The sequence below is a fragment of the Acetobacterium malicum subsp. dehalogenans DSM 11527 genome (assembly GCF_000472665.1).
In the GTDB taxonomy this organism is placed as follows: domain Bacteria; phylum Bacillota; class Clostridia; order Eubacteriales; family Eubacteriaceae; genus Acetobacterium; species Acetobacterium malicum.
On record NZ_AXAC01000017.1, the window covers coordinates 39133 to 56019 of the forward strand.

At 43.6% G+C, this 16887-nt stretch carries 21 protein-coding genes, 1 riboswitch and 1 other annotated feature; of the genes, 7 read left to right on the plus strand and 14 right to left on the minus strand.

Going from position 1 to position 16887, the window contains the following annotated elements; all coding sequences use genetic code 11:
- Together A3KS_RS0108125 and A3KS_RS0108130 are read left to right on the plus strand one after the other, a co-directional pair.
- Positions 1-543, plus strand: coding sequence for a Holliday junction resolvase RecU (locus tag A3KS_RS0108125; RefSeq protein ID WP_026394499.1), 543 nt, complete (start codon positions 1-3; stop codon positions 541-543).
- On the plus strand, positions 540-1019 hold the full coding sequence (locus A3KS_RS0108130; RefSeq protein ID WP_026394500.1) for an S-ribosylhomocysteine lyase: 480 nt from the start codon (positions 540-542) through the stop codon (positions 1017-1019). Before A3KS_RS0108125 ends, A3KS_RS0108130 begins: the two co-directional genes overlap by 4 nt.
- Before the next feature lie 36 nt (positions 1020-1055).
- On the opposite strand, the gene A3KS_RS0108135 is transcribed toward A3KS_RS0108130, so the two are convergent.
- Both A3KS_RS0108135 and thyX read right to left on the minus strand, forming a co-directional pair.
- Positions 1056-1919, minus strand: a complete 864-nt coding sequence (locus A3KS_RS0108135; RefSeq protein ID WP_026394501.1) for a hypothetical protein — start codon at positions 1917-1919, stop codon at positions 1056-1058.
- Positions 1920-1981: 62 nt separating this feature from the next.
- On the minus strand, positions 1982-2752 hold the full coding sequence (thyX, locus tag A3KS_RS0108140; RefSeq protein ID WP_026394502.1) for an FAD-dependent thymidylate synthase: 771 nt from the start codon (positions 2750-2752) through the stop codon (positions 1982-1984).
- 241 nt (positions 2753-2993) lie between these two features.
- Here thyX and A3KS_RS0108145 point away from each other — a divergent pair, with 241 nt between their 5' ends.
- On the plus strand, positions 2994-3527 hold the full coding sequence (locus tag A3KS_RS0108145) for a M48 family metallopeptidase (protein WP_026394503.1): 534 nt from the start codon (positions 2994-2996) through the stop codon (positions 3525-3527).
- A 64-nt stretch (positions 3528-3591) separates the two neighbouring features.
- Here A3KS_RS0108145 and A3KS_RS0108150 read toward each other — a convergent pair whose 3' ends face one another.
- From A3KS_RS0108150 to A3KS_RS0108175, 6 genes are all read right to left on the minus strand, one after another.
- Positions 3592-4815 carry an L-lactate MFS transporter gene (locus tag A3KS_RS0108150; protein ID WP_035355693.1) on the minus strand — a complete coding sequence of 408 codons (1224 nt, stop codon included), beginning with the start codon at positions 4813-4815 and terminating at the stop codon, positions 3592-3594.
- 23 nt (positions 4816-4838) lie between these two features.
- A complete protein-coding gene (locus A3KS_RS0108155) occupies positions 4839-5492 on the minus strand; it encodes a 3-oxoacid CoA-transferase subunit B (protein WP_035355697.1) in 654 nt (217 codons plus the stop codon).
- A gap of 11 nt (positions 5493-5503) precedes the next feature.
- A complete protein-coding gene (locus A3KS_RS0108160) occupies positions 5504-6220 on the minus strand; it encodes a CoA transferase subunit A (protein WP_035355700.1) in 717 nt (238 codons plus the stop codon).
- A gap of 485 nt (positions 6221-6705) precedes the next feature.
- Positions 6706-7425: a zinc ribbon domain-containing protein gene (locus tag A3KS_RS0108165; protein ID WP_026394507.1), complete on the minus strand. Its 720-nt coding sequence runs from the start codon at positions 7423-7425 to the stop codon at positions 6706-6708.
- Positions 7426-7429: 4 nt separating this feature from the next.
- Positions 7430-8728: a hypothetical protein gene (locus tag A3KS_RS0108170; RefSeq protein WP_242834750.1), complete on the minus strand. Its 1299-nt coding sequence runs from the start codon at positions 8726-8728 to the stop codon at positions 7430-7432.
- The gene (locus A3KS_RS0108175; protein ID WP_026394509.1) at positions 8728-9030 is read right to left on the minus strand and encodes a MoaD-like domain-containing protein; all 303 of its coding nucleotides are present in this window, start codon (positions 9028-9030) and stop codon (positions 8728-8730) included. The genes A3KS_RS0108170 and A3KS_RS0108175 overlap by 1 nt, the downstream gene beginning before the upstream one ends.
- Before the next feature lie 374 nt (positions 9031-9404).
- Positions 9405-9497, plus strand: a riboswitch (THF riboswitch).
- Positions 9498-9632: 135 nt separating this feature from the next.
- Between A3KS_RS0108175 and folE the strand changes: the two genes are divergently transcribed.
- Genes folE through folK form a run of 4 tightly spaced genes read left to right on the plus strand, consistent with a single transcriptional unit; the run spans position 9633 to position 12326 of the window.
- Complete coding sequence (folE, locus tag A3KS_RS0108180; protein ID WP_026394510.1) at positions 9633-10193, plus strand: GTP cyclohydrolase I FolE; 561 nt, start codon at positions 9633-9635, stop codon at positions 10191-10193.
- Positions 10194-10203: 10 nt separating this feature from the next.
- Positions 10204-10686, plus strand: coding sequence for an HD domain-containing protein (locus A3KS_RS0108185; protein ID WP_051355747.1), 483 nt, complete (start codon positions 10204-10206; stop codon positions 10684-10686).
- Positions 10687-10698: 12 nt separating this feature from the next.
- On the plus strand, positions 10699-11526 hold the full coding sequence (gene folP, locus A3KS_RS0108190) for a dihydropteroate synthase (protein WP_026394512.1): 828 nt from the start codon (positions 10699-10701) through the stop codon (positions 11524-11526).
- Entirely contained in the window at positions 11508-12326 is an 819-nt protein-coding gene (gene folK / locus A3KS_RS0108195) for a 2-amino-4-hydroxy-6-hydroxymethyldihydropteridine diphosphokinase (RefSeq protein WP_026394513.1), read from the plus strand. The genes folP and folK overlap by 19 nt, the downstream gene beginning before the upstream one ends.
- A gap of 77 nt (positions 12327-12403) precedes the next feature.
- Here the strand turns inward: folK and A3KS_RS0108200 are convergent, their stop codons facing one another.
- The 6 genes from A3KS_RS0108200 to rplK form a co-directional block, all read right to left on the minus strand.
- Positions 12404-12982 (minus strand): hypothetical protein, encoded by a 579-nt coding sequence (locus A3KS_RS0108200; protein WP_156913232.1) that lies wholly within the window; start codon positions 12980-12982, stop codon positions 12404-12406.
- Between the two features lie 19 nt (positions 12983-13001).
- Positions 13002-14453 (minus strand): proline--tRNA ligase, encoded by a 1452-nt coding sequence (gene proS, locus A3KS_RS0108205; RefSeq protein WP_026394515.1) that lies wholly within the window; start codon positions 14451-14453, stop codon positions 13002-13004.
- Positions 14454-14533: 80 nt separating this feature from the next.
- Positions 14534-14917, minus strand: coding sequence for a 50S ribosomal protein L7/L12 (gene rplL / locus A3KS_RS0108210; protein ID WP_026394516.1), 384 nt, complete (start codon positions 14915-14917; stop codon positions 14534-14536).
- 49 nt (positions 14918-14966) lie between these two features.
- The gene (gene rplJ / locus A3KS_RS0108215) at positions 14967-15488 is read right to left on the minus strand and encodes a 50S ribosomal protein L10 (RefSeq protein WP_026394517.1); all 522 of its coding nucleotides are present in this window, start codon (positions 15486-15488) and stop codon (positions 14967-14969) included.
- A gap of 24 nt (positions 15489-15512) precedes the next feature.
- Positions 15513-15632: a sequence feature (ribosomal protein L10 leader region), on the minus strand.
- Between the two features lie 75 nt (positions 15633-15707).
- Positions 15708-16397 carry a 50S ribosomal protein L1 gene (rplA, locus tag A3KS_RS0108220; RefSeq protein WP_026394518.1) on the minus strand — a complete coding sequence of 230 codons (690 nt, stop codon included), beginning with the start codon at positions 16395-16397 and terminating at the stop codon, positions 15708-15710.
- Between the two features lie 61 nt (positions 16398-16458).
- Positions 16459-16884: a 50S ribosomal protein L11 gene (gene rplK / locus A3KS_RS0108225; protein WP_026394519.1), complete on the minus strand. Its 426-nt coding sequence runs from the start codon at positions 16882-16884 to the stop codon at positions 16459-16461.
- Positions 16885-16887 lie beyond the last annotated feature (3 nt).

Consider the following 16887-nt stretch of genomic DNA (forward strand, 5'->3'; position numbering starts at 1 on the left):
ATGGGGTACTGGAACAGCCGCGGGCTGCGGGGCAGTCAGCTCGAAGAAAACTTAAATATTACCAATAAAATTTATCTGGAGCAGGGTTTGGCGGTGGTTCAGAAAATTCCCACTTCCATCAAACCGATTGAGTTGGACCCGGCTAAGGGAACCATCAAACTGGCTTACTTTGAAGAGAAAAGCACCGTCGATTATCTGGGTAACATCCAGGGCATCCCAGTCTGTTTTGACGCCAAGGAAACCAGCCAGAAACGATTGCCGATTGCCAATATCCATAAGCATCAGATGGAGTTTATGGAAGCTTTTGAAAAACAGGAGGGGCTGTCCTTCCTGATCGTCCACTTTAAATTCTGTGACGAAACCTTCCTGCTCCCTTTTAACATCTTGAAAACCTATTGGGATAATGCCCAGCATGATGGTCGAAAGTCCATTCCCTATGCAGATTTTGATCAGAATCTGCGCATTTACCCTTTTCACAATATCCTCCTCCATTACCTGGAGGCGATCAACCATTATCTTACCGGAAAGGAAAAACAAAAATGAAAAAAATTGCCAGCTTCACCATCAACCATCTGGATTTACTGAGGGGCGTCTACATCTCCCGCAAAGATTATTGCGGCGACCACTGCATTACCACCTTTGATATTCGGATGAAAGAGCCCAACCGCGAACCAGTGATCAACAACGGTGAACTCCACGCGATGGAACATCTGGGCGCAACCTTCCTGCGAAACGACCCGGTTCTCAGTGATGAAATTGTTTATTTTGGACCAATGGGCTGTCGCACCGGCTTCTATCTGCTGATGAAAGGCGAACGGACACCGGCGGATATCATGCCCTTGATTATCAAACTGTTTACCTTTATGGCCGATTATGATGACGAAATACCTGGCGCCACGCCCCGGGACTGCGGTAACTACCTCGATATGAACCTGCCCATGGCCCGTTATGAAGCCAAGAAATTTCTGACCGAAATTCTTGAAAACATCCAGCCGGAAAATATGGTTTATCCGGAATAACAGCCACCAATAAAAAAAAGCCCTGACGGGCTTTTTTTATTTCCGAGTTTTCGACTCCGTTGCTTTTTCCAGTTTCTTATTTTCATTCTTATTTTTACCAACCATTTTTTCAAATAATTGCTCCGAACGCGATTTTCTTTCACTCATTTTTTTCTCATGGATGCGAGTGAACTTATTGATCCGACCAACCCATGTTTTCGCCTCAGCAATCATGCTGCTGTCATCGGGATTTGGAATCACCGCGGTCCATTCCTGAAACAATCGCCCATTTCGCGTTAAAGCCTCATAATTAATGGCCAGAACCTTATACATTTTCTCACCATTATCATAGTTTTTCAGTTTAGCCTGGGCTTTTGACCATTTGTGAAACCGCCCCATGATATAAGCACTGTCTTCATGAATGATCGTGACATAGGGTTTAACCAGTGCCTTATATTTAAAACTCTGCGGCAAGATTAGGGTGAACAGCACTGACAAGGTGGCAAAGAACGCAAAAAAGACAAAGCCCAGCCATTTCAGCCCTTCTGATAACATAATAAAGAGTAAAATCGAAATAACCAGCTCAATTCCCAGTAAAATCCAGATTTTTTTCTTTTCGGAATTTTTCTGGATCTCGTTTAGTTCGCCAATAAATCCCTCGTACTGGGCTTCGTCATATTCCCAGACCAGGGCTTCGTCTTTTTTCTCCATAAAAGCCTCAAATTGGCGATAGCGGCGATAGAAAAAGAAGGCATAGCCAAGCGAAAAAACAATAATAACGACCCCGGCATAGGTAAAGTAAAACTGATAGATTCCCACCGCTTTGATCACAAACGGAACAAAAATAATAACGACCCCTAAAACAGCGACGATTAATGATAGAATAATATTCTGCTTTTCAGGATTTTTAATTTCCAACATACCTTTTCACAACCTTTTCAATTTTTAGTTTATTTTTATTGAACATCTTGTCCATTGATTATTTAAATTTGTTTGAATTTTTCTCTGACCTCAGTAATTTTTCCACAGGTCATCGTTCCCTCGGGACATGGGCCTTCGACACAGCGGGGGCCGCCGTTTTTAAACAGCAAGGGCGCCACTTTTTTACATTCTCTGAGCATTTGCGTGGCCAGTTCCCGGATTTCCCATTGGGCCCGGTTGCAACAGCGTTGATTGAAGAAATGCAGCAGTTCCCGGGTATTCATGGTGGTCACAATTTTAGTCTCACAGGCATTGGGCAAAACAAACCGGGCATCTTCGATTCCCTGCTTCTCGGCGGTCATAGCGGCCTGTTTTTCGGATAAGCCGGTCGCCATCAAATCCCTGGTATACTTTTCAATGAGCTTTTCCGCCAGGGCGTCATAGGTGTTCTGGGCATTTTCCATCCCTTCAACAAAGATCTTTTCACCACCTGGCAGCGCTTTGATTTCTGGGGGAATCACATAATTGAACTGACCTTCACTGACATAGCGTTGCGATTTCTGGCTGAAACTTGCCATCCGGTGGCGCACCAGCTGATGGGTTAAAGCCCGGCTCACCCCTTCAATGGCAAAGGTAAAACTGGCATGTTCGATGGGTGAGGCATGACCCATGTCCATCAAACGGGTTAAAAAGCGTTCGACATTGTCATCGGTCAGATCTTCCATAATCTCACCGGCGCCGGCTTTGGAATAACATAGCTTGGCAGCTGCGGCAACTAATTTCTCGGGATCTGGTGTGTGTTGAATCAATGTTACACTTAATGTTGTTTCCATAAGATTCTCCTTTCATTTAAAAACATTCCTAATTATTCTCCACATTTTCTTCTGGAGCTTTAATATCTCATTATAACATTTTTCCTGTGAAAGTACAGTTCATAAACAGCATCTTAAAAATTTGCAAGTCGATCACCAATTCTTTCCCTATGGTGACAACTATTTCTATTCAGGTTTGTGCCATTCTTGGATATAATAGGTCAAAATGGAGTCGTTTTACAAGAAGATGGAGGTAACCCCTATGTTTGGCAATCTTGATACCGTCCCTGAATTATTAAAAAATTATCAGTATAAAACTGGTGAAAAGCATAAATATCTTGGTGATTACTATCGCCTGATGATTGAAGAATCACCTACCACTGGCGTCATCATCAACAATTATAATATGGTTCTCAATGTAAATGACGTTCAATCCCTTTCGCATAAAGAATTTGTTTTAGATATGTGGTATCGGGAACAGGCCCGGGAAGTTTTTGTCGAAGCGATGGCCTCTGCCATTGTCAAAGCCGCTCCTTATCAGGTTCGTTTTCCCGACTTGAAAATCTATCGGCTGGACAATCGCTGGGGTGCCTGTTCACCAAAAAGTCAACGGGTTATCCTTAATCTGGAGTTGATTAAGACCCCCAAGGAATGTATTGAATACATCGCTTTGCACGAAATGCTGCACTTTCGTTTTCCCAATCATAATCTTTCCTTCTATGGTGCCCTGGGCACACTGATGTCAGACTGGAAAGAACGGGAAGATATGCTCAACCGTAAATATCGCTTAACCTGAACCAAAAATAAGATCTGTCTCGCTGAGACAGATCTTATTTTTTACATTTTAGTTCTCAGTGTTTTTAATTCTCGGTTGCCAGCGTCATCTTATGTTTGGCATTCATTCGTTTGGCAAACAAGACCAGAATAATGGCCGCAATATTAATCCCTAATGTGATGATAAAGGCCAGGTTATAGCTGCCGCCACTTTGTTCAACCGCATAAGCGGCAATCTGTGGTCCGATAAAGGCCCCGATAGACAGCCCGGTCATTACCACCCCATAATTCATACTTAAATTTTTGATACCAAAATTATCGGCCGTGATCGATGGGAATAAACCGAACACTCCGCCATAGCTGGCGGCGATCAAACAGATGCCAACCATGAAAAGCGGTAAGTCCTTGGTGAAATACAAGGCCACTAAACCGGCGCCACTTAAGGCAAACATACACATCAAGGTATTGTAGCGTCCAATTTTATCCGATACCGTTCCCCAGACAACCCGACCGGTCGCATTGGCCAGGCCGATAAAACCAACTGCAAAAGCTGCCTGCTCGGGGGATAAACCAACCATCACCTGGCCGATTGGTGAAGCCTGGCTGATAATCATTAACCCGGAAATACAACCTAACACCATTAATCCCCATATCACATAAAAATCGGGGGTTTTTAACATATCCCGGGTGGCGACATCACTACTGGACTGACTGATTGCCGCAGCAGTGACGTTATTATCTGTTACAGGTACCGGCGGTGCGGCAATAAATATCCCCAACACCAGGATCACCCCGGCAAAGATCAAACCCAAGGTCTGAAAGGCCCCCAATACACCCTGAGCAGCAATAAATTGGACCGCCACCGGGGCAAAGATCAGCGAACCGGCTCCAAACCCGCCAGCCGTCAAACCGCCGGCCAAACCCTTATGCTCAGGAAACCATTTAACCGTATTGGAAACGGTAATCGAGTAAATCAATCCGATTCCCGATCCCGCAATTAAGCCATAGGCAATGTAGATTTGATAAACGGTGGTGATCATGCCGCTTAAGTAAAGACCCAAACCAAACAACACCCCGCCTAATAAGACGACCACCCGGACACCGAAACGTTTCACCAGTGGTCCCGCAAAAATCATCGCAATCGGTAAGACAAATAAATTAATCGTAAACGCCATTGATGCCTGGGAGGGGGTCCAGCCAAAATCCATCTGCAACGGTTTTGAGAAAACACTCCAGGCATAGGCAAAGCCGATACACAAGTTAATCACAATGCTAACTGCCAGGATTAACCATTTTTTATTGTTATTCATTTTATTTTCCTCTTCAATTCTTTCTAAGTAATTTCGATATGTTCCCATTCGATGATGTTCATAATCGTCCCTTCGGTGAGCCGCTCAACCTCAGCTGCCGTTATCCCTGGTGCCAGTTCTTCCAGGTACAAACCAGCTTCCGCCACCCGGAACACCGCCTTATCGGTAATAATCATATCCACCACCCCAGCAGCCGTTAACGGCAGGGTACATTTTTTTCTGATTTTCGGGTTGCCATGTTTATCGGTATGGGTCATCGCTACAATCACCCGTTTACATCCGTAAAGCAAATCCATGGCACCGCCCATTCCGGTTAACAGCTTACCAGGAATTTTCCAGCTGGCGATACTGCCACCTTCATCAACCTCCAGCGCTCCGACCACCGTCATGTCAATATGTCCGCCCCGGATCATCGCAAATGAGGTCGCCACATCAAAGACAGCACCACCGGCCATCATCGTAATCGGTTCGGCTCCAGCATTGGCAATATCCGGATTGCTTTCGCCCCGTTTAGGTTTGGGACCAAACATTAAACCGCCATTTTCAGTCTGGAGGAACACCTGGGTTCCGGCAGGGATATAATTGGCCGATTCGGTGGGAATTCCAATTCCTAAATTGACATACATTCCGTCTTTAAATTCCTGGGCAATTCTTCTGGCAATATAATTTCGCGGCATTTTTCGACCTCCTATAATTTATTTGTGGCAATCCACAATTCTTCATAAATATTTTTTCGTTCTTCATAGCTGTGTCCCTGAACAATATAATCCACAAAGATCCCCGGTGTCCCTACCTGCTCACAGGCAATCTCGCCAACCCCGACGATCTCATCAACTTCAGCAATGACGATGTCGGCTGCGGTTGCCATAACCGGATTGGTATTACTCATCCCCTGGTACTGCAAATTTCCTAAAGGATCACTGCGATAGGCTTTAATAACCGCCACATCAGCCCGGATCGGTTTAAATAACAGATAGGGGTTTCCATCGACGATAATTTTTTCGGCCATCGCTTCAACCTCAGTTCCCATTCCCACCGGCGTCACAACTGCCCCCAGCCCGGCACCGCCAGCCCGAACCCGCTCCACAAAGGTGCCCATCGGACTTAGTTCCAGTTCCACTTCTTCGCCCACAATCTGTTTGATCAAATTGGGATCCGTACCCACATGCGATGTCACATATTTAATAATCTGCTTGTTTAAAACCATTTTTCCGATATCAACACCGCCGCCCCGGTAGCCGGCGCCAATACTGATGACGGTTAGATCTTTGATCCCTGCCGCCGCTATTTCGTCGATCATTTTTAGTGGAACAGCAGCCCCTAAAAATCCTCCGATCATAACAGAAGATTTATCAATAATCTTTTTTACGGCTTCCTGCGTCGTAATTTGTACTGCCACTTTCATGACCTCCTTTTGTACCCGATATTTACCAAATCGTTTTTAGATGGTTCCTCAATTTAACATGAAACCAGCCATTTACAACTACAATTTTTTGACCGATAAATGGAATTTTTCATATTATTTCGCTAGGGTTTAAACCAATTTTGTTTAAGTATAACTTTGAACTATTAATGTTACTCATATAATCATTATTCACGTGTCTTTAATCAGACTCAAGAACTGTCTTATAATCTAATAATTCCCAACAAAATATCTGTTTATTAAGAAAATTTAAGTTTTATCCAGATTTGATTCAATTGTTTGTTAAATATCGAATTATATTCATTTTATTTAACTAATTTTTACCCTCTCTACACAAATTTATGAGCCGACAAAAAAATAACTGGATAAAACAGCGCAGCTGCATTATCCAGTTATTCTCTATTTTATTTATTATCCATTATTATTAAAGTTAACCTTAATCAGATCGCACGGCAATTTCGTCAAATTCAGACATGCATTTTCTTTTTCAGCATTCTTCTGGTTTTTTCCGGAATCCGGTGATAAATGGTCTGGAGTAAAACAATGATGCAAATTCCCGAGACTGCCACAATCAATGACCAGGTCAAATGAATGCTGCCCTGAACGTTCAGGCTGATAATTCCGTCAATGCCGATTGCCAGAACAATCACAAAAAGAATCAGATTAGAGGGAATAAAAATAAATTGACTTTTATGCCGGGTATGTTTCAAAATAAATCGGAACAGGCTGACATCCAGATAAACCAGGGTGGCAATTGGAAATGCGTAGCTTAGAAACCAGTTCGTTTGACTACCGCTAATCAGATAAACGGATAGACAGGTAATCACCACCGTTATATAGGCACCCAGAAAATTTAAGTTCGGGTGCAGATAACCCATGGCAAAAAAGACAATCGCAAAAATACCGAGATCGGCCAGAGCAATATATTTAAGCAACACATGGTTCCAGGGATAGACCAGATAAATCACTCCAATAATTACCATAATACTGATGGCGATAATAGTCAGCGAAAAGAACGCCTTATTCTTCTTTCCCAGATGATCTTCATCATAAGTATTGATGGCCTGGGGATATTTGCTGTCTTCGGGATAATTCCCTTCATTGACGTCAGGGATGGGAAATTCGCACAATGGACAGTTTTTCACATCAGTTTCCACTTCAACGCCGCATTTCGGACAATAAGCCATAGTCTCACCTCTTATTCGTTTCGATTTTTACCGGAATACCCAGTTGTCTTATTTTTCTGAAAAAGATCTTCTCAATCACCGTTTCGCCGGTGGTTTTTCCAAAGCATAGGGCCAGGCAATTGTCATAACTGACGGTTACCATTTTCAGCCGGCTTTCGGCACTGGGTGAGGGGAACACCTCAAAACTCTTCACATAAGGGCGCAGCTCTTCCGGCACCGTAACCACCCCCAAATTTGACAATCCACTGGTATATCCCCGTTCGCCGTAACGTTTATAGACTACCGGCATAAACAGTTTTTTGACCCATAGCGGAATGATCCTCAAAAAGATCAGCTGTTCATTGCGAACATTTCTGGAAATATAGCGGTTAATATGCTTGCGATTCATATACAGGCCCATGTATCCTTTAATCTGCTCGATTATTTCGGCCCGGGTATAGTATCCCAACGCCAGATCAATCTCCGGATTCAGACTGATGAAAAAATTTCTCAGCGTAATCGAGGGAAACATCCGTCTTAAATCCACCGGTACATTGATGGCAATCCGTTGCCGATGCTTTTTATGCTCACTGATCGGCAATTCCATGATATATTCCTGAATGCTCTCAAAATAAAGGGCCAGAATAAACTGGGTCAGGGTACAGCCTTGGCTTTTAGCCAAAGCCAGCAAGGGTGCCACCGGCACAAAGCCAGTCAAAAGCAAATATTCGCCTTTATCCAGCAGTTCAAAGGGAAAATGAAAGACTTTTTTACTGCCCGGTGGCGGGGGAACATTTTCTTCATAGTAGACTTTAAATGAATCTTCAAACTCCCCCGGATCCACATCCGCATCGATGTCCATGGCTTTGCCCAGATCTTTCGGCACAATCCCCTTAAACAGCTTAAAATATTCAATAATCAGGGTTTGCAGAAAGGCCAGGCCACCACTCCCATCACAGATGCTGTGATTAAATTCCACATGAATATATTTTTTATAATAGAGTACCCGAAAGGGAAAGGTTTTTCCCTGCCGCTGGCGCATCGTCTTGCAGGGATAATAGGTTTCTTCCTCAACCCTCGGGATCGCTTCGGTATGTTCATAATAGTACCAGAAAAAACCCCGCTTCAGCGTTACCTGAAAATAAGGGAAACGATGGATAATCTGTTCCAGCGCTTTTTGCAGCGTCGCCGGATCAACAATTTCCGATAATTCCACCGTCATCCGGTACACCGTTGTCATCCGCGATGAGGCAATGGCCGTATAAAGCACCCCGGCATTATCCAGGGAATAAAAATTCTTCTTATGATTCTTTTCCTCCATCATCAACCCCCGCCTCTGAGAAAGTTTTTTCGAAACGTGCGCAAAAAATCTTCAAACTGATCTTTTGCTACCGCCAGGGTGACGTCCACTGCAACCAGCGAACATACCCCCAGACTTTCCTGACGCTCCTCGGATAAGGTCACCTGCCAGCCCGCCCCGGCATAGGTATCGCCCTGGACACTTGTTGCTTTCGCTGACAGATAACGTTCGTACTCCCATCTGGGAATCCCCCGCATATAAAGTGTTTTTACGGTAACTTGATCAGGACTGAGCAATTCCCATTCTTTTTCTTCTGAATCTGTCATCGTTTTACTCATTTCTTTTCATATTTCTGTTGATGTTATTTTCTTATTTGGCAGAGTCATTTTAACATAGTCTTCTTAAGTAAACGATGAAATTCTTAATAATGAACGCTTTCTTTTATCAATTTCCGCTATTCGTTTTCATCTTCCAACCCAAAATAAGTAAAAATCTTGCCCACCGATTACATGGTTTTCACGACTTTGTTAAAAATCTGGTTAAATTTTTTCTCTTTACTTTTTCCATTTATTTATCTAACTTTTTCTGGATGTTTTTAGTCGTTATTTCCTTAACAAAAGAGTCTTAGCCATTTTAAGAATACGTTATATTACCCTTGTAACTGACCCTGTCCCATGTTAAAATACACCCAATTAAATATAACAGAGTAGACAAGATGCGTAAAGTGTTAGAGGATGGGAAGTTGCCTTTAAACGAAATGAACTCATTGCGATATCTTGTTGCTTCCGCTGGACCCCTTAACATCCAATTAAGGGTTGCGGGAGCATTGCTTAAAACATTTTGTTTTATTTAAGTAATGCTTTTTTTATTTGGTTTTAGTAAAAACCATTCCGGATCAATATCAAGTTGATTCGGCGATAGGAGAAAAATGATTGATCAAAAGAAAATCCAAGAAGCTGTCACAATGATTTTAGAAGCCATCGGCGAAGACCCCACCCGCGAAGGACTGGTTGAAACCCCGGCCCGGGTAGCCCGGATGTATGCCGAAATTTTTTCAGGGCTGAACCATACTGCTGAAGTTCACCTGGCCAAAACCTTTGCGGTGAAATCTGACGACATTGTCATCGAACGGGATATCCCCTTTTATTCGATGTGCGAGCATCACCTGCTGCCATTCTATGGCAAGGTCCATATCGCCTATATCCCCAACGGTCGCGTAGCCGGGCTTTCAAAACTTGTGCGAACGGTTGATTTATACTCAAAAAAACCACAGCTTCAGGAAGTCTTAACCACTGACATCGGCGAAGCGATTATGGAGTATCTGCACGCCCGAGGAGTTATGGTTATCGTCGAAGCCGAACACCTGTGCATGAACATGCGTGGCGTCAAACGTCCTGGTACCCGAACCGTCACCGCGATGCAAGCCGGCATCTTTCAACATAACAAAGAACTGAAAGATGAAGTCCATAAGCTTTTAAGCATCAAATAGGACGTGGTTAATGGATCAGTTGAAAAATACCAATTTACTTTATCAAAACAAGGACTTTCAAAACTATCTCGAAAAAATAAAAATCTGTGAGATCAAACGCCAGTTTTGTCGTCACGACCTCGACCATTTTTTAGCGGTCGCCCGCATTGCCAGTATAAAGACCACAGAAGCCGGTTTAAACTTCTCCCGGGATCTTATTTATACGACCGCACTGCTCCACGATATTGGCCGTTTTGTGCAGTATCAGGATAAAACCCCCCATGAAATTGCCTCTCATCAGTTGGCAATTCCATTGCTTAGAACCCTCGATTACAGCGACGATGAAAATAAACTGATCCTTGATGCTATCCGCAATCATCGTAATCCGGAAGCCCAGGGCTTCAGTCGAATCGTTTATGAAAGCGATAAATTATCCCGGGCATGTTTTTGCTGCCCGGTTGAAAAAGAATGTGACTGGTCAAGTCAAAAGAAAAACCTGACCATTGTTTATTAAAGGAGTTCCCCCATGCAAATTGGCAATAAAAATTTTGACTTAACCAATCAGATCCTCATTATGGGGATCTTAAACGTTACCCCGGATTCGTTTTCCGATGGCGGAAAATTCAACAATCTGGACGCCAGCCTTAAACAGGTTGAAAAAATGATCGCTGACGGCGCCGATCTCATCGATCTCGGTGGTGAATCCACCCGACCCGGTCATACCCAGATCAGTGATGAAGAAGAAATTGACCGGATCGTGCCGATGATCACGGCGATCCAAAAGCGTTTTGATATCCCCATTTCCATCGATACCTACAAGGGTCCCGTCGGCGCGGCAGCCTTACAGGCCGGTGCCGATATGGTCAATGATATCTGGGGCTTTAAATATGACCCCACCTTGGCCGACGTTACCGCCAGGTACCAGGTCCCCTGTGTGCTGATGCATAATCGCAATAATCAGAATTATTGTCATCTGATCACCGATATTATCAGCGATCTACAGGAATCCATTGACATCGCACTGCAGGCAGGCATCTCCCGGGATGCCATCATCCTCGATCCCGGCATTGGCTTTGCCAAGGATTATGCCCAGAATATGGAAACGATGCACCACCTGGAAGCCCTCCAAAGTCTGGGCTATCCGCTGCTGCTGGGTACCTCCCGGAAAGGCTTTATCGGCCTGACCCTGGACTTACCAGTTACCGAACGAGTGGAAGGCACCGTTGCCACCACTGTTATTGGCATTATGAAGGGCGCTTCGATTATTCGGGTTCATGATGTCCGGGAAAATAAACGGGCCGCTCAAATGACTATCGGCATTCTGAAAGGAGCACCATGGACAAACTCTATATAAAAGATTTTGAAGTCTTCGCCTACCACGGGGTTTTCCCCGAAGAAAAAACCCTGGGCCAAAAATTTCTGATTTCGGTAACCTTAAGTCTGGATATGCAAGAAGCCGCCCTCACTGGCGACTTGACGAAATCGGTTCACTATGGCGAACTGTGTCATGCCCTGGAAGTCGAATTTAAAAAGGAGAGTTATGACCTCATCGAAACGGCCGGGGAAATGCTGACTACCTATGTTTTAAAACATTACCCGATGGTTAAACATGTCAGTATCATGATCAAGAAACCCTGGGCCCCGATATTAAAATCGATGGATACTGTCGCCATCGAAATTAATCGCGGTTGGCATCAAGCTTTTATCGGACTGGGCACCAATATGGGCGACCGCAATCAGAATTTAACCTTGGCCATCGAGGCCATCAGAGCTACCCCGGGCATAGAAGTCCTGACCCAGTCTACCATCATTGAAACCGAACCCTGGGGGTATACCGATCAGGATGCGTTTCTTAATTGCGTACTGAAAATCAGAACCACCCTGCCCCCTCATATCCTGATGAGTCAGCTGCTCGACATCGAACTGGGCCTCAAGCGGGAACGGACGATCCATTGGGGACCGCGAACCATCGATCTGGATATCTTATTCTATGATAACCTGGTGACTGATGACCCCCATGTCATCCTGCCCCATCCGCGCGTTCAGGAGCGAGCTTTCGTAATGGAATCAATGGCAGAAATTGCGCCTTACTTTGTCCACCCGCTACTCAATCAACGGATGGCTGAAATTTTAGACAACTTAAAAAACGCATAAGAAAAGAGTCCGTGAATTTTTTTTAATTTCACGGACTCTTTTCTTTTTTATCATAACTAATTCATCTCTAATCGATGCTATCCAAAATAAATTGCATAGGCTGTCCGGCTGGGGGTGGTAAGACCCATTTCGGTAACGGTGACACCAATTTCAGCTTCGACATTTTCAAACAGTTCAAAGATTCTTTTTCCGGATTCCAGCCGGAATCCGTCTTCGCCGGGATAGATACAATCCCTGATCTCCACCCCATAGCGATTCTTAATATCGCGAATTAGGGCTTCTCTGGCAAATTCGCAGGCGAAATTGCAGAGCTCCATGATAATGTACTGATCCAGAACATTTTCCCGGGAAAGGCAATAGTTCTCGATTTCCGGTCCGGCAGTGACGATATTCGGAAAAACGTAGGTCGCTTGAGAAATTTTTTCGACCCCAATTTCACTGACAAATTCGACACCATCCAGGGTGAAGTGGGTAGCATCAATGATTTTCGCTTCGGAAACCCGATACAAAACCTTCGGTTTCGGAATGTTTCTTGCGGTCTCAAGAATCCGTTCGATGGGTAGTGCCCGTCTTGATCCTTTTTTCATCCGGATATGTTCATAAAATTCGACTTCATTCAAGAAAAATCCCAGGTTAGTCATTGTAATGCTGCTCATCTTCACACGCTCACTCTTTCTAATAAGCGCGGGCGAAGTAAGCCATTTTTTGCGCCGGCTTGCCGCAACATACGCATTTACCTTCGTACAACACTTCCTGTTCATCTTCAAAAGGAATACAACGGATTGATGCCCCGGTATCTTCCTTGATCTTATCTTCACAACTACGCTCACCACACCACATAGCTTTGATAAAGCCGGGATTATCTGCTAAATTCCTTTTGAATTCATCAATGTTTTCCGCGGTTGAGGTTTTGTCTTCCCGCATTTTCAAGGCTTTATTAAAAAGGTTCGCCTGAATTTCGGTCAGTAAGTCGGCCACCGCCTGGGCGACATTATCCAGGTTGACCTGAATTTTTTCGCCAGTATCGCGACGGGCCAGTACACATTGACCATTCTCAATATCACGAGGACCGATTTCCAGACGGATCGGCACGCCCTTCATTTCCCACTGGTTAAACTTCCAGCCCGGCGAATAGCCATCCAGATCATCGACCTTAACTCTAAAGTCTTTTCCCAGCGTTTTGCTGATTTCCCAGGCTTTATCCAGAACCCCTTCTTTATGTTGGGCTACTGGAATGACGACCACTTGGATCGGGGCAATTTTTGGTGGTAAAACCAGGCCATTGTCATCCCCATGAACCATAATGATACCACCAATTAACCGGGTTGATACGCCCCAGGAGGTATGAAACGGAAAGGATTGCTCATTATTGCGATCCAGATAAGTAATTTCAAAGGCCTTGGTGAAATGCTGACCGAGATTATGGGAGGTTCCTGATTGGAGTGCCTGACCATCATGCATCAGTGCTTCCATGGTATAGGTTGCATCGGCTCCGGCGAATTTTTCTTTATCGCTTTTTCGACCCACTACCATCGGCATGGCCAGGTGACTTTCCGCAATCTCCCGGTAGATCCCCAGCATCTGCATGGTTTCTTCCTGGGCTTCTTCTGGAGTTTCATGAAGGGTATGACCTTCCTGCCATAAAAACTCAGAAGTTCTTAAAAATGGTCGGGTGGTTTTTTCCCACCTGACTACCGAACACCATTGATTATACAAGTAAGGGAGTTGACGGTAAGAATTCAGCCACTTTGAGTACATGCTGCAAATGATCGTTTCTGAGGTCGGGCGCACTGCCAGTCGTTCAGCCAGTTCTTTGCCGCCACCATGGGTTACCCAGGCTACCTCAGGGGCAAACCCTTCGACATGTTCAGCTTCTTTGGTTAAGAGGCTTTCTGGAATCAAAAGCGGAAAATACATGTTTTCATGACCGGTTTCTTTGAAGCGTTTGTCATAAGCGCCCTGGATCAGTTCCCAAATCGCATAGCCATAGGGTCTGATCACCATAAAGCCTTTTACCGGCGAATAATCCACCAATTCTGTTTTGGAGATAACATCGGTATACCATTGGGGGAAATCCACTGCCATGGGTGTGATTTCTTTGACTTGATTTGTCTGTTTTTTTCCCATTGTTCTTCTTTCTCAGACTTCGTCTGTTAAACAAAAAAATCACCTGCGCAAGCAAGTGATTTTTAGTGGTTATCGAGTAATTATTTTACTTCGACGCTTCCGCCAACTTCTTCAATTTTAGCTTTAATATCATCAGCTTCTTCTCTAGTAGCTGCTTCTTTGATTGGTTTTGGAGCTTCATCAACTAATGCTTTTGCTTCTTTTAAGCCTAAGCCAGTTAATTCACGAACAACTTTGATAACTTTGATTTTTTGATCGCCAGCAGCAGATAAAATTACATCAAATTCAGTTTGTTCTTCTGCTTCTTCAGCAGCACCACCAGCAGCTGGAGCAGCCATCATAGCCATTGGAGCTGCAGCGCTAACGCCGAATTCTTCTTCTAATGCTTTTACCAGTTCAGATAATTCTAATACTGTTAAACCTTTTACGTCTTCAATTAATTGTGTTACTTTTTCACTTGCCATTTTATAAAACCTCCAAATATTCTTTCTTTAATTTAATTTGTCTTTCGAATTATGCTTGTTTTTGTTCTGCAATCGCGTTTAGTGCGACAACCAATCCACGCATGTTTCCGTTAAGTACGTTAACAAAACCTGAAATTGGTGCGTTTAAGCCACCAAGAACCTGGGCAACCAGTACTTCTCGTGGTGGTAATTCGGCTAGATCGGCGACGCCTTGAACGTCTAAAACCTTACCATCAACCATACCTGCTTTAATTTCTAAAGCTTTATGTTTTTTTGCAAACTCGCTAAGTAGTTTTGCTGGCGCAACTGGATCTGTATCACAGAAAGCAATTGCAGTAGGTCCAACTAAAACGTCAAGTAAACCTTCAAAACCGGTTTCTTTAGCAGCGAACCGCATCATTGAGTTTTTATATACCTTGTAGTCGATACCTGCTGCGCGAGCCTGAGAACGTAACTCAGTCACTTCTTCAACATTCAAACCACGATAGTCGACGAGAACCGCTGTTTGAGCGTTGCGAAGTTTTCCGGCAATCTCTTGTACAATCACTTGTTTTACTTCAATCTTTGGCATGTATTATCTGCACCTCCTTTATAAAATCGTATCAAAAAAGCTCACTCCACAGCGTGAAGAGAGCTCATATTCATTAAGCTTTTTTCTCTTCAACCTCGGTAGGATTTACATACCTACTGTCTTTGGATGAATGCGTCTTTAACAACGATGCTATTGTATCATTTGTCATTTTCTATGTCAAGTCGTTTCGAAGTTTATCTTCAATGAAGCAATAGACTCCTAGATTTTTCCTGTGTTGACTTTAACTCCAGGGCTCATGGTACTTGCCAGAGTAACACTTCTAAAGTATTGACCCTTGGAAGCAGCTGGTTTTGCTTTTTTGACGGTATCCAATAAGACCATCATGTTTTCTTTTAAAGCTTCTTCGGTAAAAGATGCTTTTCCAATAATGACATGAATAATATTGGTTTTGTCTAAACGATACTCAACCTTACCGGCTTTGGTATCGGCAACAGCTTTTGCAACATCCATGGTTACAGTTCCTGATTTTGGGTTAGGCATTAAACCTTTAGGCCCTAATACTCGACCTAAACGACCAACTTTACCCATCATATCTGGAGTAGCAATCATTACATCAAAATCAAACCAGTTTTCTTTTTGAATTTTATCGATAATATCGTCTTCACCAAAGAAATCAGCACCGGCTTCTTCAGCTTCCTTCAGTTTATCACCTTTAGCGATAACCAGAACTTTAACTGTTTTTCCTGTACCATGTGGCAGAACGATTGCTCCACGAACCTGTTGATCTGCATGACGTGAGTCAACACCCAATTTAACATGCAATTCAATGGTTTCATCAAACTTTGCTGTTGCAAGTTTCTTAACCTGTGCAATGGCTGCATCCAGTTCGAATAACTCTTGCTTATCAAAGCTTTTTACCAAATCCTGATATTTTTTTCCTTTTTTCATCTTTGCCTCCTTGTGGTAATAGCGGTTTCCCTCCCACTTAAGGTGTTTCTACCTTCTAAAATTATTCTTCGATTGTGATACCCATGCTACGGGCGGTTCCAGCGATCATTCTCATCGCTGATTCTACAGATGCTGCATTTAAGTCAGGCATTTTTAATGTTGCGATTTCTCTTAATTGTTCAGTTGTTACCTTAGCTACCTTGGTTTTGTTAGGTACGCCAGATCCAGACTCAATACCAGCAATTTTCTTTAACAGAACAGCAGCTGGTGGAGTTTTGGTAATAAATGAGTAAGATCGATCCTGATAAACAGTAATTACAACAGGAATAATCATCCCTGCTTCATTTGCAGTTTTTGCGTTGAATTCTTTACAGAATCCCATAATATTAACCCCATGTTGACCTAATGCAGGTCCAACTGGTGGCGCTGGTGTTGCTTTACCGGCAGGAATTTGTAATTTAATCATACCAATTACTTTTTTTGCCATGTT

Excerpts from the sequence above, each read along its gene's own strand:
- folK (WP_026394513.1), top strand. The coding sequence starts at position 11,508 with ATGGACAAACTCTATATAAAAGATTTTGAAGTCTTCGCCTACCACGGG.
- A3KS_RS0108145 (WP_026394503.1), top strand. The coding sequence starts at position 2,994 with ATGTTTGGCAATCTTGATACCGTCCCTGAATTATTAAAAAATTATCAG.
- folE (WP_026394510.1), top strand. The coding sequence starts at position 9,633 with ATGATTGATCAAAAGAAAATCCAAGAAGCTGTCACAATGATTTTAGAA.
- rplK (WP_026394519.1), bottom strand. The coding sequence starts at position 16,884 with ATGGCAAAAAAAGTAATTGGTATGATTAAATTACAAATTCCTGCCGGT.
- rplJ (WP_026394517.1), bottom strand. The coding sequence starts at position 15,488 with ATGCCAAAGATTGAAGTAAAACAAGTGATTGTACAAGAGATTGCCGGA.
- A3KS_RS0108130 (WP_026394500.1), top strand. The coding sequence starts at position 540 with ATGAAAAAAATTGCCAGCTTCACCATCAACCATCTGGATTTACTGAGG.
- A3KS_RS0108155 (WP_035355697.1), bottom strand. The coding sequence starts at position 5,492 with ATGCCGCGAAATTATATTGCCAGAAGAATTGCCCAGGAATTTAAAGAC.
- A3KS_RS0108165 (WP_026394507.1), bottom strand. The coding sequence starts at position 7,425 with ATGGCTTATTGTCCGAAATGCGGCGTTGAAGTGGAAACTGATGTGAAA.
- A3KS_RS0108185 (WP_051355747.1), top strand. The coding sequence starts at position 10,204 with ATGGATCAGTTGAAAAATACCAATTTACTTTATCAAAACAAGGACTTT.
- rplL (WP_026394516.1), bottom strand. The coding sequence starts at position 14,917 with ATGGCAAGTGAAAAAGTAACACAATTAATTGAAGACGTAAAAGGTTTA.
- rplA (WP_026394518.1), bottom strand. The coding sequence starts at position 16,397 with ATGAAAAAAGGAAAAAAATATCAGGATTTGGTAAAAAGCTTTGATAAG.
- A3KS_RS0108170 (WP_242834750.1), bottom strand. The coding sequence starts at position 8,728 with ATGATGGAGGAAAAGAATCATAAGAAGAATTTTTATTCCCTGGATAAT.
- folP (WP_026394512.1), top strand. The coding sequence starts at position 10,699 with ATGCAAATTGGCAATAAAAATTTTGACTTAACCAATCAGATCCTCATT.
- A3KS_RS0108175 (WP_026394509.1), bottom strand. The coding sequence starts at position 9,030 with ATGACAGATTCAGAAGAAAAAGAATGGGAATTGCTCAGTCCTGATCAA.
- A3KS_RS0108200 (WP_156913232.1), bottom strand. The coding sequence starts at position 12,982 with ATGAGCAGCATTACAATGACTAACCTGGGATTTTTCTTGAATGAAGTC.
- A3KS_RS0108150 (WP_035355693.1), bottom strand. The coding sequence starts at position 4,815 with ATGAATAACAATAAAAAATGGTTAATCCTGGCAGTTAGCATTGTGATT.
- proS (WP_026394515.1), bottom strand. The coding sequence starts at position 14,453 with ATGGGAAAAAAACAGACAAATCAAGTCAAAGAAATCACACCCATGGCA.
- A3KS_RS0108135 (WP_026394501.1), bottom strand. The coding sequence starts at position 1,919 with ATGTTGGAAATTAAAAATCCTGAAAAGCAGAATATTATTCTATCATTA.
- A3KS_RS0108160 (WP_035355700.1), bottom strand. The coding sequence starts at position 6,220 with ATGAAAGTGGCAGTACAAATTACGACGCAGGAAGCCGTAAAAAAGATT.
- thyX (WP_026394502.1), bottom strand. The coding sequence starts at position 2,752 with ATGGAAACAACATTAAGTGTAACATTGATTCAACACACACCAGATCCC.
- A3KS_RS0108125 (WP_026394499.1), top strand. The coding sequence starts at position 1 with ATGGGGTACTGGAACAGCCGCGGGCTGCGGGGCAGTCAGCTCGAAGAA.